Origin of the sequence: Bacillus sp. J14TS2 (genome assembly GCF_018333015.1) — a bacterium.
Classification (GTDB): domain Bacteria; phylum Bacillota; class Bacilli; order Bacillales; family Bacillaceae_C; genus Lederbergia.
In genome coordinates this window covers 128,858-146,612 of the sequence record NZ_BORE01000009.1, presented here as the reverse complement: position 1 = coordinate 146,612, position 17,755 = coordinate 128,858, and the positions used below count along the sequence as shown (strand labels likewise).

13 protein-coding genes are annotated in these 17,755 nt (G+C 36.9%); 12 read left to right on the top strand and 1 reads right to left on the bottom strand.

The features are described from left to right. Positions 1-243 precede the first annotated feature (243 nt). From KI375_RS15065 to KI375_RS15015, 11 genes are all read left to right on the top strand, one after another. Positions 244-3,144, top strand: coding sequence for a glycoside hydrolase family 3 protein (locus tag KI375_RS15065; RefSeq protein WP_212974295.1), 2,901 nt, complete (start codon positions 244-246; stop codon positions 3,142-3,144). Between the two features lie 18 nt (positions 3,145-3,162). Then, positions 3,163-4,986 (top strand): sensor histidine kinase, encoded by a 1,824-nt coding sequence (locus KI375_RS15060; protein ID WP_212974294.1) that lies wholly within the window; start codon positions 3,163-3,165, stop codon positions 4,984-4,986. Next, entirely contained in the window at positions 4,964-6,484 is a 1,521-nt protein-coding gene (locus KI375_RS15055) for a response regulator transcription factor (RefSeq protein ID WP_212974293.1), read from the top strand. The genes KI375_RS15060 and KI375_RS15055 overlap by 23 nt, the downstream gene beginning before the upstream one ends. Before the next feature lie 15 nt (positions 6,485-6,499). Beyond that, the gene (locus tag KI375_RS15050; protein ID WP_212974292.1) at positions 6,500-7,165 is read left to right on the top strand and encodes a DUF624 domain-containing protein; all 666 of its coding nucleotides are present in this window, start codon (positions 6,500-6,502) and stop codon (positions 7,163-7,165) included. A gap of 18 nt (positions 7,166-7,183) precedes the next feature. Further along, positions 7,184-8,191, top strand: coding sequence for a DUF4340 domain-containing protein (locus KI375_RS15045; protein WP_212974291.1), 1,008 nt, complete (start codon positions 7,184-7,186; stop codon positions 8,189-8,191). 252 nt (positions 8,192-8,443) lie between these two features. Next, complete coding sequence (locus KI375_RS15040) at positions 8,444-9,382, top strand: ABC transporter permease (RefSeq protein ID WP_207450422.1); 939 nt, start codon at positions 8,444-8,446, stop codon at positions 9,380-9,382. 18 nt (positions 9,383-9,400) lie between these two features. Further along, positions 9,401-10,285 carry a carbohydrate ABC transporter permease gene (locus KI375_RS15035; RefSeq protein WP_212974290.1) on the top strand — a complete coding sequence of 295 codons (885 nt, stop codon included), beginning with the start codon at positions 9,401-9,403 and terminating at the stop codon, positions 10,283-10,285. 45 nt (positions 10,286-10,330) lie between these two features. Further along, on the top strand, positions 10,331-11,998 hold the full coding sequence (locus tag KI375_RS15030; protein WP_212974289.1) for an ABC transporter substrate-binding protein: 1,668 nt from the start codon (positions 10,331-10,333) through the stop codon (positions 11,996-11,998). A gap of 144 nt (positions 11,999-12,142) precedes the next feature. After that, positions 12,143-14,458: an alpha-xylosidase gene (yicI, locus tag KI375_RS15025; RefSeq protein WP_212974288.1), complete on the top strand. Its 2,316-nt coding sequence runs from the start codon at positions 12,143-12,145 to the stop codon at positions 14,456-14,458. A 180-nt stretch (positions 14,459-14,638) separates the two neighbouring features. Further along, positions 14,639-15,007 carry a cytochrome-c oxidase gene (locus KI375_RS15020; RefSeq protein WP_212974287.1) on the top strand — a complete coding sequence of 123 codons (369 nt, stop codon included), beginning with the start codon at positions 14,639-14,641 and terminating at the stop codon, positions 15,005-15,007. A gap of 557 nt (positions 15,008-15,564) precedes the next feature. Further along, entirely contained in the window at positions 15,565-15,897 is a 333-nt protein-coding gene (locus KI375_RS15015) for a L,D-transpeptidase (protein ID WP_207450375.1), read from the top strand. A gap of 66 nt (positions 15,898-15,963) precedes the next feature. Here the strand turns inward: KI375_RS15015 and KI375_RS15010 are convergent, their stop codons facing one another. After that, positions 15,964-16,551, bottom strand: a complete 588-nt coding sequence (locus KI375_RS15010) for a hypothetical protein (protein WP_212974286.1) — start codon at positions 16,549-16,551, stop codon at positions 15,964-15,966. A gap of 174 nt (positions 16,552-16,725) precedes the next feature. Here KI375_RS15010 and msrA point away from each other — a divergent pair, with 174 nt between their 5' ends. After that, entirely contained in the window at positions 16,726-17,682 is a 957-nt protein-coding gene (gene msrA, locus KI375_RS15005) for a peptide-methionine (S)-S-oxide reductase MsrA (RefSeq protein ID WP_212974285.1), read from the top strand. Positions 17,683-17,755 lie beyond the last annotated feature (73 nt).

The following is a 17,755-nucleotide window of genomic DNA, read 5'->3' as shown; positions in this document are numbered from 1 at the left end:
GTCCACTTTATTGAGATAAAAACACTAATTTTGAATGATTTTCAAGCTAATTTGTTGTGTATTTATTGATGAATCCCTGTGCTATCATTAATAGTATCATTTTTGTGAAAGCGTTTTGACGATCGATGTTCATTTGAGTAAACGGCTAATATTAGGTGTCAAAAGTTCTATGAAAACAAAACCTAAAAGTGGCCCATGGACAAAATGTTGTGGCAAGCTACCAAAATCATAAGGGGGAAAGCAATGAAGGAGCAAAAGCAAGTATTCAAAGATATAAATGAGCCATTGGAAGCAAGAATAACCCATTTACTTGAGCTATTAACGCAAGATGAAAAAATCAGCTTATTATCAACATCACAAAGTGCCATTCCCCGTTTAGATATCAAGGAATACCAGGTTGGCGGCGAAGCAGCTCATGGGGTTGTAGATAGAAAGGGAGGAAAGACGACCGTTTTTCCACAGCCGATTGGATTATCTAGTACATGGAATCGCGAGCTAATGAAAAAGGTCGGTAGTGTTATTGGCGATGAGGCGCGTATTTTTTATGAACAAAATCAACAAAAAACAGGTTTAACCCTGTGGGCACCAACGATTGATATGGAGCGTGATCCGAGATGGGGGCGGACTGAAGAAGCGTACGGGGAGGATCCTTATTTAACAGGGCAACTAGCAACCGAACTGATTAAAGGAATGCAGGGAGAGGACCCGTTTTATATCAAACTAGTAGCAGCTCCTAAGCATTTCTATGGAAATAATAACGAGTACGGCAGAGAGCGGATTTCAAACAGCATTGACCCCCGTAATCGATATGAGTATTATTTAAAAGCTTTTGAACCTGCTTTTAAAGAAGGAAAGGCTTTGTCAATGATGACGGCATATAATGGGGTTAATGGTGTTCCGGCGATGCAAATTCGAGAAATAAAGGAAATTGTGAAGGAACAATGGAAAATGGATGGTTTTGTTGTGTGTGATGGCGGAGCATTGACTTTGAATGTTGAGGAATATGGGTATTATTCCTCCTTCGCCGAAGCTTTAGCCGATGCTTTGAAAAAAGGAATTGATTGCTTTGTAGATGATAAGGAACGAGTGGAAGAAGCGGCTCGGCAAGCTTTGACACAACAATTGATCACTGAGGAGGAGCTAACCGAAGCGATTGGTAATATGTTAAAAGTTCGTTTCCGCTTAGGCCATTTTGATGGTGACACGAGTAAAAATCCTTATTTCCAAATGGACCAAACTAAATTATGTTCTGAAGAACACGCGGATTTAGCTTTTGAAGCGACGAATGAATCGATCGTTCTTTTAAAGAACGCTGGGCAGATGCTTCCACTTCAAAAAGAAAAACTAAAAAAAATTGCAGTCATTGGGCCAACGGCAGATATTGTCTACCGCGATTGGTATACAGGCTATTCTCCCTATCAAATTACCCCTTTAATGGGGATTCAAAATAAATGTCATAATTATATGGTTAACTTTGTTAAAGGAAATGATAAAATAGCGCTGAAATCGTTAGACAAGGAAGCTTATATGACAATGGCCGCAGATAACAAAATAGTATTTCAAGCTAATTCTATTGGAGAAAAAGATATTTTTGAGATAGAGGAATGGGGGTGGAATGGAAATCTGTTGAAAAATGTAGCCAATCAGCGTTATATATGCCAAAACGAACAGGATGCAACGTTTAAGGCAAATAGTCAAGAGGTTTTTAATTGGTTTATTCGAGAAAAAATAGGCTTTCATCCAGTAGATGAAAATAAGGGAATGTACCATCTATCCACATGGCAGGGGGAATCATTAAAGGTTACAGAAGACAATGGATTGACAATAGGAAGCCAACCAGCTGTTTTTCAGAAGCAAATTCTATCATCAGGTATCAATGAAGCGGTCCAAGCTGCGAAAGAGAGCGATGTGGCGATTGTTTGCTTAGGGAATAACCCAATGCTAAACGGTAGAGAAACAGAGGATCGTTCTGATATTATCCTGCCAAAGCAGCAACAAAAACTATTGGAAGAGGTATACAAGGTAAATAATAATGTGGTTTTAGTACTGATTAGTAGCTATCCCATAGCTGTGAATTGGGCACAGGAACATATCCCTGCTATTCTCTATTCTTCCCATGGGTCACAAATGCTTGGGGAAAGTATTGCTTCCATTTTATTTGGCGATGAAGTACCATCTGGAAAATTAAGTATGACTTGGTATAAAAGCGTTCGACAATTACCGACAATTTTCGACTATGATATAATAAAGTCGAAAAGGACGTATCAATACTTTGATGAAGAAGTTTTATACCCTTTTGGTCACGGATTAAGTTATACAACCTGTAAATATGATCAATTACAACTTGATACAACAACGCTTTTAAAAAACGAATTGGTTTCTGCTCAAGTTTGCATAGAAAATACAAGTGAGCATCCCACCCATGAGGTAGTGCAATTGTATGCCACAGTTCAAGGTTCAGCTCTTCCAAGGCCACGTAAGCAGCTGGTAGACTTTAAGAAAATAAAGTTGCATCCCTTTGAAAAAAAGACAATTTCATTAAAAATGAAAGCGGATCAATTATTGGTTTGGAACGTGAATGAAGAGCAATATACGTTAGAAACAGGTTCATGTATTCTCTCTGTCGGTTCATCGAGTGAAGATATAAGATTAAAAGAATTTATTCGAATTCAGGGGGATAATATCACACACCGCTCCTTAAAAGAAGTAACGAAAGCTGAAAATTATAATGATTATGCCAGTGTATATCTGGATAAAGGTGAAAATGGTCTCAATTGTGTGACAAATCGATTGAATGGATGGATCTCATTTGAAAATGTTGAGATGATTGCTGAAAAACTTTGCTTGACATTGCGCGTGACTACAGATGGAGGACCTGGAAAAGTAAAGCTGAGCATCGATCGGATTGAGCATGCGGTAGTAACGGAGAAGGAATTTACAGTCAGCTATCCTGGAGAGTGGATCGATGTTCAATTGCCATTTACAGCTATTGCAGACTTACACGATCTATTTATCGTAATGGAAGGACCTGTCTCAATCAACACATTACAATTAAAAAAGAGAGATGGTTCTGAGGGAGAGAAATGGAAGCGCATATCATTAAGAAAAAAACATGGTTTCGGTGTAGTTGATATGATCATCTGAAGTCTAGGGGGTCAGGTGATGGCAGTGAAATATCTTATAAAATTAACTGGTACGATTACCAATAAAAAGGTAAAAATTAAATTATTAGGCATTTATTTAGTTGTAACTGTCATTCCTATCCTACTGATTGGATTATACCTAAATTACAGTATGCGAGATGTTGTTCTTAATAATACGATTAATGAAGTGAATGCAAATGTTGATAAGCTAGAAATGAGATTAAATACCATTTTAGATCGAGCTATTAATATCTCAGATCAAATCTACATTAGTAATGATTTAAAGAAGGTGTTGGGACAGGAATACAAAAACAATCTTGAAATTTATAACGCTTATGCCGCCTATCCGATCTTTACTAATTATTTACGCTATTACAATGAAATTGAAAATATTCGATTCTATATGACAAAGGAAATGATTACAAATTCGCAATTTGTCTATGCAGATCAAGAGACTAGGAATCAGGATTGGTATCAAAATGCAGTCGAGAGACAAGGACGGATTTCTTGGGAATATATGCAAGACAAATGGACGGAAAATGCCTACCTAACACTGACCCGGTCAGTTTATGGGGATGATCGTGAATTATTAGGGGTTTTAGCGATTGAGATTTCCCCTAATAATCTGACAGCCATTTCGAAAAGTGAGTTATTTGATGTGTTTGTTTCTCTAGATAATAAAAAAATTGTTCATAGCAAGGACCCGAGTTATTTAGGACAAGAGCCTTCTTTTATTAAAAAGGCCGATATACAAGAAGAATCGATTATTTATGATACAGAGTTTAAGGAAGAAAAATATAAAATTTATTTACGATCTTTTAAGCCTAGCAAAACTCTAGAAAATCAAATCCAAATTACAGCATTAATTCCGATTGATGATGTGATTAAAGATTCAAAAACCGTTTTATATAATGGATTTTTGATTGTGATGATTTGTTTGATTATTTCGATCACGCTGATAGGTCTCTTTATTAGATCATTCGACAAACGGATCCATCTGCTTCGAAATGCCATGAACAATATAGCGAAAGGAAATTTCACCATCAAGGAGCGGAGTTTGGGTGGTGATGAGATTGGGCAGGCGTATGATGATTTAGTGGTGACCGCTGATAGTATTAAACAGCTGATCAATGAAGTATATATTCATAAAATTAATGAAGAACAATGGAAAAGAAGACAAAAAGAGTCTGAATTTAAAATGTTAGCGAGCCAAATCAATCCTCATTTTCTCTATAACACATTGGAGATGATTCGTATGAAGGCGTTGATTAGTAAAGATCAAGAGGTAGCAAGAAGTGTTATGTTGCTTAGTCAAATGATGCGATCCAGTTTAGAAGTCTCTGATCAACCGATTTTATTAGAGTCTGAAATTAACTTAATCAAAACATATTTAGAAATTCAGAAAATGCGTTTTGGTGAAAGGGTTAATTTCAGTATTGACATTGAATGTGATATTCAAGACTATTACATATTCCCATTACTGCTTCAACCCGTTGTTGAGAATGCCATCATTCATGGGATCGATCAAGAAATGGAAGCGAGTATGGTAAAAATTAAGGTGTTCAAAACAGCTGATAACCTTGTGATCGAAGTCAGAGATAATGGGGTAGGAATCGCATCTGATGCCTTAATTTTATTAAAGAAAGGATTAGATGAATCAGAGGACAACACGCGACACAGTAGTGGGATTGGCATGAATAATGTCAATAAAAGGATTAAATTATACTATGGTGAAGCATATGGAGTCGATATTGAGAGTGATCATGGGATTGGTACAGTTGTAACATTGTTCTTACCTTCAAAGAAAGGACCGGATTCAGATGCGGAAATTACTAATCATTGACGATGAACCGATTATCCAAGAAGGGTTAAAGCATGTCATCCCTTGGGATGAATTTGGTTACGAAATTTGTGATGTTGGGATCAATGGCCGAGATGGTCTAAATAAGATTCGTATACATCAGCCGGATTTAGTGATGCTTGATATTCGGATGCCTGGATTGTCGGGGATTGATATTATTAGCCAGTTAAAGAAGGAAAATTTCACTACTAAATTTATCATTTTAACCGCTTATTCCAGTTTTTCTTATGCGAAGAAACTAATGGGTTTAGGGATTGAGCACTATTTACTAAAACCAATAGTGGAAACAGAGTTAATCCAAGTTCTTGGTAAAATTGAACAGGAAAGGATTGAGGAACAGAAGCTACAGGATCAACTAGCTTCCTATAATAAACTGAATGAGGAATGGACATTAAGGGCCTTATTGGAGGGAAAGCAAGACGACTTGGACGAACCTTTACTAAGAGAATTAAAGGGAAAGGAATTACAGCTTGTTCGAATTTGCGGCGACTTGAAGCAAAGTAATAATTCATGGTTAAAGGAAAAGGTAGCTGAAAATACAGAACATATAAAATTAATTAGAAAAGATGATTTTGACCATTTGCTGTTCATTCAGAACAGTCCTGTTTTTATGAAGCTGTTTTTGGCAAAAATGAGAAAGGTGTTTCGAGAAAATGGCAACCAGACAATTGTTTTGCTGATTGCAAGTGTAATCGACCGACCAGAAGCATTATTCACTGCTTACAAGCAAATAAAAGAATTAAGGAATTTCCATTTTTGCTTCAGTGAGAAGCAGATTTTGCACTATCAGGAGTTTACAACTTGTACGAAAGTTATGAAGAAACCAGATGAGGGACAAAATAGAAGAAAGCTTTATCATTATATAGAGTTTGGCGATAAAAGGAATATTAAAAAGATAGTTTCTGAGTTAGAACTTTATTACCGAACCAGCCACTTTTCAAAAGAAAGAATTAAATTAGAGCTCTTTGAATGGTGTGTTTCTTTATTTGATTTTATCCAAGAAAACTACTTAGATATAAATATTGTCGATAAAAATGTGTGGGAAAATAAAATAAATAGCCAAATAAATCTTCAGAGCATCATGCAACTGATTGTGAATGAACTATTGCTAATTAGTGAATCGCTCCATGGTGGTTCCCCAACAAAAGGGCATATTGTTGATAAGGTGAAAGAATATATTCATATTTACTTTAATGAAGATATCAGCTTAAAGTATGTGGCAAATTTATTCCATTACAATAGTGCCTATTTAGGAAAGTTATTTAAAAAGGAAACGGGAGAGTATTTTAACGTTTATTTGCATCAAGTACGGATTTACAAAGCGAAGGAATTATTGATGAGTGACAAATACAAAGTGAATGAGATTTCCAGATTAGTTGGATATTCCAATGCTGATTATTTTTATAAAAACTTTAAGCAGTATGAAAATATGAGTCCCAAGGAATATCAAATGAAACAGCGAAAGGGAATCACCAGCTAATGAAGAGGGATAAACATGGCTAAACCAGTGACCGACAGACCGGCATATATAATCATGAAGTATCTTTATTTTTTTTTTATGACGAATCTTTACTTTATTCTATCTAACCTATTATTTCTTAGCGTGTTTTACTTAGCCGACTTCGTGTTTGAAAATATTCTATTGTTCTATATTACGTTAATCCCAATGGGGCCGGCAATAACAGCTGTACTTTCAACGATGGGAAAATTAGTAAGAGAGAAAGACCTTCAAGTCACAAAGGACTTTTTTAAAGCCTATACACTTAACTTTTGGACAACGATGAAATATTGGTTGATTCAATTAACCATTTTATTAATTTTGGCGATTGATATTGGTTATTCCACGAATAACCGCAATATTTTTTCACCTGTATTTCTTCTATTGCTCGTTGTCTGTGTATTTATGATGATTTATGCTTTTCCGATTATTTCAAGATTTGAAGTGAAATTGAAGAATCTCTTTATTATTTCGATCTATTCCGTTTTCAAATTTTTCAGAGCAACTCTTTTAAATATTACTAGTCTGATCGCCTTTGGCATTATTTATTGGACTTTCCCGAGTATTAGCGTTTTATTTTCGATCAGCTTAATTGGTTATTTTGTGATGTTAAACTTACAACAACCATTAAGCTATTTAGAGTCGAAAATGTCTAAAGGATAGGAGGATGGAGGAACAACTTTGCGAAGACTTACTATCAAAACAACCAGTTTATTGATTATTTTTTTTCTGATTATCAGCTCCTTATTGGTTATCTTAGCTAAAAAGGAATCCCAATCGGGGGAACAGGTTTCTCGGGAATCAGAAGAAAATGCGGGGGAAACGCGGGATAATCAGCAAGCACAGCCGGTTCTTTCGATCCAACCAGATCAAGTTCACCACATCACACTTCAGGATGCTGAAGAAACTATTGAACTCTCACCTGATTCACCTTATTCAGAGGAAGAAGTTCGAACTAATTTGAGTGGATGGTATATACATCAACCTTATCGAAATTCCTATAGTGTGAAATATAATCCACTTGTCAACATGATATATGGGATAGAGGAATTAGAATGGGAAGAAATCATTGGCGAGGAAAAAAATCTTGAAATGTATGGATTAGAAACGCCGGATATGAAACTAACTTTTCAATCCGAAGAAGGGGAGGAAACCCTCATTCTTGGTGATCAGACTGGGGACGGGAAACGTTATGCAAAATTAAGTGATAGTGAGCAAGTTGGAACGATTGTGGAGGATGTTTTACAGCCTTACCAATTACAAGCGTTTGAGCTGGTCGAGAAATTCGTAAAAATTATTGCAATCGACGTGCTGGATCAATTGCAAATTAGTGATGGAGATCAGGAAATTGTCATTAAAATTGACCATCAATTTGATCAGGATGGACAAGGATCTCCAGTCTTTTTTATTAATGATCAAGAGGTAGGGGAAGATATTTTTAGAAATTTATATAAAGATATTGCTGGCTTATCTGTGCATGATGTTGTGAAGAATGCGACGTATCATACTCCTGAAGCCACTATGACTTACACGATCTTTCGAGATGACCAAGGGGATAAAAGCGAGATAAATGTGGAACTTGTATCTTATGATCAGGACAACTTTGCGGTATTTTTGAATGGAAAAGCAGATTTTTTACTGGGAAAATCGGTCTTTAAAAATATGCTTGAAAAGATCAAGCAAACATGATACCAGCAGAGAAGCATTTGATTCTTACTTTCAAAAGTAATAATCGAATGCTTCTTTATCGTTTTAGGAAACGAAATTCCGCAAGGCGGAGCTGTATGAATAAGAATATAAGCAGAAGTCTAATTTTTACGTGAAATTTACACTTTTTTAATAGGTATAAAGGGAAAACGATTTCAGTTAGCATACTAGATAAGGGATTAGTTGATTAGATTATTTGGTAGATGAGGGGGGAAAAATGTGGCAAAAACAGCTATGGAATTGAAAGGGAAAACAAATAAGCCATTAAATAATACGTGGAAAAAAATCAAAAGTCAAAAGGCATTAATCTTAATGTCTCTTCCATTTGTCATTTGGTTAATCGTTTTCAAGTATATTCCTCTCGCCGGATGGACGATGGCTTTTCAAGATTATTCACCTGCTAAGGGGCTTTTTGATCAAGATTGGGTAGGTTTAAAGCATTTTAAAGTACTATTTAAAGAGGATATCTTTTACCAAGCATTAACAAATACATTAGGAATGGGGGCTCTTGGCCTCATTTTTGGGACGGCTACCTCGATTGCCTTTGCTTTACTTATTAATGAAGTAAGATTACTAAAATTCAAGAAATTAACGCAAACGATTTCTTATTTACCCCATTTTGTTTCATGGGTCATCGTGGCGAATATAGTCACAACGATGTTAGCTCCAGAAGGAATAGTAAATAATTTATTAATGGCGACTCATTTAATCGACAAACCCATTGGATTTATGTCAAGTCCGAATATGTTTTGGGGAATTGTCACGACAGCTGATGTATGGAAAGAAACCGGCTGGAATGCGATCATTTATTTGGCAGCGATGACAGGGGTAGATCCGCAATTATATGAGGCAGCAAAAGTGGATGGTGCCAGTCGCTGGAAACAAATGTGGCATATTACATTACCGAGTATTCGACCGGTTATTATAGTGTTATTAATTTTAAATATCGGAAACTTAATTAATATTGGCTTCGAAAAACAAATGCTATTAGGCAATAATATTGTTGCTGAAAAATCGCTCGTGATTGACTTGTATGCGCTAAATTACGGGATCGGAATGTTCCGATATTCCTTCGGTACCGCTATTGGGATTTTTAAATCGGTTATTAGTGTCGTTTTAATCGTCATTTGTAATAATATTGCGAGAAAAACTGGGGATGGCGGAATCTATTAAGATAAGGAGAAAACAAAAATGAAACGCTTTAAGAAAATCACGCTTTTTGATTTCATTCTAACGATCTGCATGATTATAGTCATTATTATTACGCTATACCCCTTCCTTAATATATTGGCTATTTCCTTGAATAATGCTGTCGACACAGCTAAAGGGGGAATTTATATTTGGCCAAGAAACTTTACATTTGCAAACTATACAGAAGTTTTTGGTAGTAACGATCGTCTTTTACAAGCTTTTATCATGTCCGTGACAAGAACTGTCGTAGGAACTTTAACCGGAATTATTGCCAGTACAATGCTTGCCTATACATTAAGTCGGAAAGATTTTGTTTTCAATAAGCCGGTTGCAATTTTACTTGTGCTGACAATGTTTGTAAGCGGTGGATTGATTCCAGATTATATGTTGATACGGAATTTGGGTCTTGTCAATGATTTTATGGTGTATATTTTGCCGATGTTAATTAGTGCTTTTAATGTAATTATTATCCGCTCTTTCATGGATAATCTACCTAAGGCATTGGAAGAATCAGCGAAAATGGATGGAGCGAATGATTTTACAATTTTTAGCCGCATTATCTTACCATTATCATTGCCTGTGATTGCGACCATTTCTTTATTTTTAGCTGTTGGACAATGGAATAGTTGGTTTGACACTTATTTGTATGCAAGATCAAATGAAAACTTAACAACTTTGCAATATGAATTAATGAAAATATTAGATAATGCTAGTTCATCTGGCGGTGATATCAATTCACAAAATGCTCAATTTGTGTCTAAACAAACTAATCCACAGTCTTTAAAAATGGCCATTACAATCATTGCCACTGTTCCGATCTTGATGGTCTATCCTTTCTTACAAAAATATTTTGTCACAGGATTAACTTTGGGAGCTGTTAAGTAAGGTATCAATTTTTTGATATAAATATAACAAATGAGGGGGATTAAAATGTTTAAACGTAAATGGCCTTTGTGGTCAACCATGTTGGTTTTATTTGTAGGTGTTGCTCTTGCAGGATGTAGCGGTGACACAGATAAGTCATCAGGAGGCTCAAAATCTGATGAACCCATTACATTAACATTCTTTAATGCGGATCTGAATAGTGATGTATCATTTGATGATCCAGTTGCTCAGGAAATTACAAAGAGAACAGGGATCAAACTGGACATCCAACATCCAGTTGGCGGGGATGAGCAGGCCATTCCATTAATGATTGCCAGTGGTGAATACCCAGATATGATTTTTGCCAAAGGGGATATCGGAAAATTAATCGAAGCTGGTGGTGTTATTAAGCTTGATGACTTAATTGAAGAAAAAGGCGATAATCTGAAAAAAATGTATGGAGATCAATTTGATCGATTAAGAAATTCCCTTGATGATCCAAGTATTTATCAAGTAGGAACCTATGGTGTAGAAAATGCCTTTTGGGAGACAAGTGGAACAACGTCTATACAATTGGATGTTCTACGCGAATTAGGCTATCCGGAGATTAGAACGCTTGAAGACTACGAAGATGCATTAACAGAGTATATTGCAAAACATCCGGAAATCGATGGACAAAAAACAATTGGACTTTCCTTATTAGGTAGTGATTGGCGCTGGCTCATTACGGTTGGAAATCCAGCCGGATTCTCCCTTGGTATACCGGATGACGGTCAGTGGGCAATTGATGATGAAACCGGTGAAGCAACATACAAATTTATGATACCTGAGATTAAAGATTATTTTAAATGGTTAAATCACATGAATGATATTGGGTTACTCGACCCTGAATCTTTCACACAAACAGAGGATACGTATATTGCTAAATTGTCTTCTGGTCGAGTATTAGGAATTGCAGACCAAGATTGGAATTATCAAGATGCCGATAAAGCATTGAAAGCAGATGGAAAAGAGTGGAAAACGTATGCTCCACTACCCGTTACATTGAATGAAAATTATAAGTCTCAAGGACTAAAGGACTACGGTTTTGCTGGAGGGTGGGGTATCTCAATTAGTTCCACTTCAGAACATCAAGAAGAAGCATTTGAATTCCTTGATTGGATGGCCTCTGAAGAAGCACAAATTCTTGTGAATTGGGGAATTGAAGGTGAGAATTATGATGTAGTTGATGGTAAAAGAGTACTGCAGGACGATGACAGAGAGAAAAGAAAAACAGATGCTAAATATGCGGAAAAAACAGGGGTAGGTCAATATATCTATCCATTCCCACAATGGGGAAATGGTGCTGTTGATTCAAACGGTAATTCAATAACACCAGATACACAAGATGATATCATCGCCACATACACAGATGCGGAAAATGAAGTGCTAAGTGAATATGGAATGGAGAGTTGGATTGATTGGTTCCCTTCCACGGAGGAACTAGGAATCTCCAATCACGGTGCAGCTGCAAACTATACGATTCCAAATAATAGTGATTTACAAATCATTCAACAAAAAGCGGATGATTATACAGAACAAAAAATAACTCAAGCAATTCTTGGTAAACCTGCTGATTTCGATAAAGCTTGGGATGAAATCCAAGACAAGCTGATTGAAATGGATATTGAAAAGGCAAATGCAGAAATGACCAAAATTACCCAAGATACCATGAAATTATGGGGAACAAAATAAGCGAATGATCAATAGCGCTGTCCTGATGAAAGGGTTGACAATTCACTTAAATGAATAGCGAGTGATAATGTCAGACTTGGCAGGGACAGTCCCCTCATGTATATCTATATTGAATTATTGTGAAATTGAAAAGGGGTTCGTAAGATGAAATTTACAGATGGAAATTGGATGGTACGTGAAGGATACAGTATACACCATCCACATGGTGTACATGATTATGAAGTAAATAAAGATAGCGTCACGTTTTATACACCTTGTAAAGATATTAAGCATAGGGGGGACACATTAGATGGACCTTTATTAACGGTTAAACTATCCTCACCAATAGAAAATGTGATCCGCGTGCAAACTTGGCATTATAAAGGTGGACAAAATAATGGACCATTTTTTAATCTTGCAGAAGAGAAAAATACACCAATAATTACAGAAACAGATGAGGCTATATCATTTACGAGTGGTGATTTGAAACTAGTAGTTAATCAAAATCATTTTGGTTTTGATTTCTATCAGGGAAATCGAAAGGTAAATCAAGGTGATGCAAAAGGAATTGCCTGGATTAAAGGGCCCGAAGAAACAACTTATATGCGTGGTCAGCAAAACCTAAATGTTGGGGAACAAATTTATGGTTTAGGAGAGAGGTTTACTCCTTTCGTTAAAAATGGGCAAGCGGTCGATATTTGGAATAAGGATGGTGGGACAAGCTCTGAACAATCCTATAAAAATATTCCTTTTTATTTAAGTAGTGAAGGGTATGGTGTTTTTGTTAATCATCCCGAACAAGTAAGCTTTGAAATTGGTTCAGAATTAGTATCTAAAACTCAATTCAGTGTACCAGGCGAATATTTAGATTATTATATTATTAATGGTCCAACACCGAAAGAAGTCATTGGGCGCTATACAGATTTAACTGGGAAACCAGCCTTGCCTCCAGCCTGGTCTTTCGGTCTATGGTTAACCACTTCTTTCACAACGGATTATAATGAAGAAACAGTTAATCATTTTATTGACGGAATGGAAGATAGAGGCATTCCTTTAAGCGTATTTCATTTTGATTGCTTCTGGATGAAGGAATTTGAATGGTGTAATTTTGAGTGGGATCGTGATAATTTCCCCGATCCTCAAGGCATGTTAAATCGTTTAAAAGATAAAGGATTAAAGATCTGTGTATGGATTAACCCCTATATTGCGCAAAAGTCCAAGCTATTTGATGAGGCAACGGAAAAGGGATATTTAATTAAAAAAGTGAATGGCGATGTATGGCAATGGGATTTATGGCAAGCGGGAATGGGAATTGTTGATTTTACCAATCCAGCAGCTTGCAAATGGTATACAGACCATTTAAAACGATTAGTTGATATGGGGGTCGATTCCTTTAAAACAGATTTTGGTGAACGGATTCCAACAGATGTCGTGTATTATGATAGCTCCGATCCATATAAAATGCATAATTACTATGCTTATAAATTTAATGAAGTTGTTTTTGATTTTCTTAAAGAAGAAAAAGGTGAAGATCAGGCTGTACTGTTTGCACGATCTTCCACTGCGGGAGGTCAGAAATTCCCTGTTCACTGGGGTGGAGATTGCGATTCAACCTATGAAGCAATGGCTGAAAGTTTACGTGGCGGATTATCACTCACCTTAAGTGGATTTGGTTATTGGAGTCACGATATTGGTGGATTTGAAAGTACTGCGACTTCAGACGTTTTCAAACGCTGGACAGCGTTTGGACTACTATCAAGCCATAGTCGTTTTCACGGTAGCTCCTCTTATCGCGTTCCTTGGCTATTTGATGAGGAAGCAGTGAATGTGACTCGCCATTTTACGAAGCTAAAGAATCGCTTAATGCCTTATTTATTTAATGCAGCGATTGAGAATCGGAATACAGGGATACCAGTGATGCGTGCTATGGTACTTGAATTCCCAGAGGATCCAACTTGTCATATACTGGATCGTCAATATATGCTTGGAGATTCGCTTCTTGTTGCACCGATTTTTAATGCGGAAGGACTAGCCACATACTATTTACCAAAAGGAACATGGAGCCATCTCCTAACAGGGGAAGTCGTAGAAGGAGGAACATGGAGAAAAGAAACATATGACTACATGAGTCTTCCCTTATTTGTAAAAGAGAATGCAGTTATTCCAATGGGCGAAAGAGAAACAAGCCCTGAGTATGATTATGCTGATAATATGACATTCTACGTGTATGCATTAGAAGACGGAAAAGAGGTTTCCACAATTGTTCATAATATGGATGGTGAAAAGGTCGGACAAATTACTTTCATGCGCAAAGACAAAACGATAGAAATTCAAGCAAATATGAAGCAAAAACTATACCATGTTTGTTTTGTTGGACAAAACGAAATCTCATTTACCTCTTCAGGTGAATGGAAAAAGGAATTAATGGGCTCGGTAGTTTCCCCAGCCTCATCTGCTACGAGCTTTAAAATTCAATTCTAATATAGTGTCAAGCAGAGGCTAAGGCATCCAATGACTAAAAGACGTCGATTGGATGCCTTTATTTAATGAACTTTTATTTTCAAGCCTTGCATGTGTATATAGCTCCTGCCTTAAGAAAAAGAAGCATGTCATCCAACCTTTCATCATAGATTGTTAAGGAATGGTATAGGAGGTTGGTTCATGGGAGTAAGATTGATAAAAATCGCAGTCATTTATTTTTTAATTGGTCTTTTGTTTGGATTATATATGTCTGCTACACATGTTTTCAAGTTGGCCACTGTTCATGTTCATGTGAATTTGCTTGGTTGGATGTCTCTTGGGATAATCGGTTTAATTTATGTTCATTTTCCAAAACTTGAAAAGACTGTAGCGGCAAAGATTCATTTTTGGCTCCATAATATTGGATTACCAATCATGATGATTGGCATTGCCTGTGCCATATTAGGTATAAGCCCGATCTTTTTCCCCATTGCGACCATAGGCGGGGCCCTCACCGTTTTAGGTGTATTCTTTTTCGGTTATAATATTTTATGGAATTTACGCACTTAAGCATCTTACCTTCCTTTTGGAAGAGAGGATGCTTTTCCTTTTTTTGAAAGATAAGAAAGTCTTAAGAGTGCTTTAAGGCTAGGCAGTTGAGGCGCCATCGGCTCGAGGTTCGCAGAAGGGAGAGTCCATCGGCGTTGCGACGTACAGGATGTATTAGTGCAGACGAAGTGACAGGACGGCGCGTTTGTAGCTGTTCATCCTTACTATAAAAGTTTGTACGTAGCTAAACGGGCGCTTGTGCTTTTGTCCTTGTTAAGGAAACTATAAAATTCTTGGCTTGTGGATAAGTTGTAATTTTGAGTTTTGTCATCCAGCTCCAGCGCCTAGCCCCTCGAGGTCAAATAACCCTGAACCTATGAAGGGAAAAAGCCCCTTCCTAGGTTCAGGAACATTTGCTTGTCGGAGGCCAACAGGAAGTTGGTCAGAAAGGCGTTGCGCCAGGACGGCGCGAATTTAGCCTTTCTTCCTAAGATCAAGGCGCTTGCGCTTTTGTTCACTATAGGGACCATCTTTCATTCTATTCATACAATATCGCAAAACACCTAGGAGATGATGATATGGCATTATGGATTGATGTGTCGATTCCAAAGCATCAGCTCAAGCTATTTGATGGTTCTAAACTGATCAAAACCTATCCTGTTGCTATTGGAAAAATCGTCACACCTACACCTCATGGTTCTTATAAGATCATCAATAAACAACTTAACCCTGGTGGACCATTTGGCGTTCTGTGGATGGGATTATCCAAACCGCATTATGGTATTCATGGAACGAATAATCCTTCTTCAATTGGTAAAAATGTCTCCCATGGCTGTATTAGAATGTATAATCATGATGTATTAGATCTATCAAACCGAGTTTCAGTGGGAACGCCGGTTGTAATTCATTAAGAATGGTCACCTGCCACAGTGTTAAAAAGTAATCCCCTTCACTCACTTAGTGAATGAGGGGGATTATTAGTTGTTTTTAAGCTCATTGCCTTTAGATTTTTTTTGCAAATAAAGAAAAAGACTCGTAATTGCCTTCGAGAACAGGAAGACAATTATATAGATTAGAAAGATTTTAAAAAAGTTCATGTTAGGACCAAGCTTAGTAAGATGGATACTGGCAGCAATTGGTTCTACAATAAAGGCAAAAATAACAGCTAAGAGTAGGGTATAAAGGTAATAATTTTTTTGATGATTCAATGTCCATTGATACACAAGCATAGCACAAATAGGGATCAGAGAAGCTTCAAATGAAAAAGATGGGAAGAAAGGAATTGCGTAATATGGGTAATTTTTCAAGCCGAGGTACATAAAAGCTGTATCGGCATAACCAAACCAAGTCGTAACATTAAACCCATAAAAACCTATAAGAAATATTTTCTTACGATCAATGGTAAAATACAAGAAAATTAATGGGAGAATCAGTGTGGCAATAATTACCCAAAATTGCCATGAGTCAATATAAGAATACTTTTTCCAATATTCCGTGCCAACACGAATTAAATCTTGGTCGATTTCTACAAGTTTCTTTAAAAGTTCTGTTTGTTTTGAGGTCATTGTTTTGTACTCCAAAATTTTAATTATGTGTTATCTAGAGTACCCACTATTTGAATGAATATTCTCTATATCGATCAATGGCTTTTTAGAAAGTGGGGCGATACAATAGAGAAAAGTCCAGATAGTGTAATATGCTTGAAAATGGTTAAAATATATAAGAAGGAGTGATAAGAGATGGCTGAAGCTTATGAATTGGCAACCTTTGCGGGAGGTTGCTTCTGGTGTATGGTTTCCCCTTTTGATGAACAGCCTGGAATAAAAGAGGTGATCTCCGGTTATACCGGTGGACATACGGAAAATCCGACTTATGAAGAGGTGTGTTCTGATACGACAGGGCATGTAGAAGCTGTTCAAATCACATTCGATCCAAGTGTTTTCCCTTATAAAAAAATATTAGAATTATTTTGGCAACAGATTGATCCAACCGATCCTGGTGGGCAATTTGGTGATCGAGGAAGTTCCTATAAGACAGCGATATTTTATCATAATGAAGAGCAAAAAGAACAAGCGGAAGTCTCCAAACGTGCGCTCGCAGAAAGTGGCCGCTTTCAAAAGCCAATCGTCACCGAAATATTGCCAGCTGCTCCGTTCTACAAAGCAGAGGAAAGTCATCAAGATTATTATAAAAAAAATGCATTCCACTATAATGCTTATAAAGAGGGATCAGGACGAGCGCAATTTATTCGTGAAAATTGGAAAAAGCAAAAGACGGCTGAAGAACTTAAAAAAGAACTAACGCCACTACAATATGAAGTGACGAAACAGAATGGCACAGAGCCACCGTTTCAAAATGAGTACTGGGATAATACAGAGGAAGGAATCTATGTGGACATCGTATCTGGTGAACCATTGTTTAGTTCGAAGGATCAATATGATGCTGGGTGTGGTTGGCCAAGCTTTACACAACCGATTCAACGTTCGGAATTAAAGGAAAACCTAGACACATCATTTGGCATGCGCCGAATTGAAGTTCGTTCGAAAACAGCTGATTCCCATCTTGGTCATGTTTTTGATGATGGGCCTGGTCCAGATCATGCTCGATATTGTATTAATTCTGCTGCGCTTCGTTTTGTTCCGAAAGATAAATTAAAGGATGAAGGGTATGAGGAATTTTTAAGTTTGTTTCGTTAATTCTCGCCATTAACCCAATAAGCTATGAGCAGAGGCTGGGACATAACTAAAACGTTAAGCTCCAAGAACAATA

Coding starts and splice junctions, on each gene's coding strand:
- KI375_RS15065 (WP_212974295.1), top strand. CDS start 244: ATGAAGGAGCAAAAGCAAGTATTCAAAGATATAAATGAGCCATTGGAA.
- KI375_RS15060 (WP_212974294.1), top strand. CDS start 3,163: ATGGCAGTGAAATATCTTATAAAATTAACTGGTACGATTACCAATAAA.
- KI375_RS15055 (WP_212974293.1), top strand. CDS start 4,964: ATGCGGAAATTACTAATCATTGACGATGAACCGATTATCCAAGAAGGG.
- KI375_RS15050 (WP_212974292.1), top strand. CDS start 6,500: ATGGCTAAACCAGTGACCGACAGACCGGCATATATAATCATGAAGTAT.
- KI375_RS15040 (WP_207450422.1), top strand. CDS start 8,444: ATGGAATTGAAAGGGAAAACAAATAAGCCATTAAATAATACGTGGAAA.
- KI375_RS15035 (WP_212974290.1), top strand. CDS start 9,401: ATGAAACGCTTTAAGAAAATCACGCTTTTTGATTTCATTCTAACGATC.
- KI375_RS15030 (WP_212974289.1), top strand. CDS start 10,331: ATGTTTAAACGTAAATGGCCTTTGTGGTCAACCATGTTGGTTTTATTT.
- yicI (WP_212974288.1), top strand. CDS start 12,143: ATGAAATTTACAGATGGAAATTGGATGGTACGTGAAGGATACAGTATA.
- KI375_RS15020 (WP_212974287.1), top strand. CDS start 14,639: ATGGGAGTAAGATTGATAAAAATCGCAGTCATTTATTTTTTAATTGGT.
- KI375_RS15015 (WP_207450375.1), top strand. CDS start 15,565: ATGGCATTATGGATTGATGTGTCGATTCCAAAGCATCAGCTCAAGCTA.
- KI375_RS15010 (WP_212974286.1), bottom strand. CDS start 16,551: ATGACCTCAAAACAAACAGAACTTTTAAAGAAACTTGTAGAAATCGAC.
- msrA (WP_212974285.1), top strand. CDS start 16,726: ATGGCTGAAGCTTATGAATTGGCAACCTTTGCGGGAGGTTGCTTCTGG.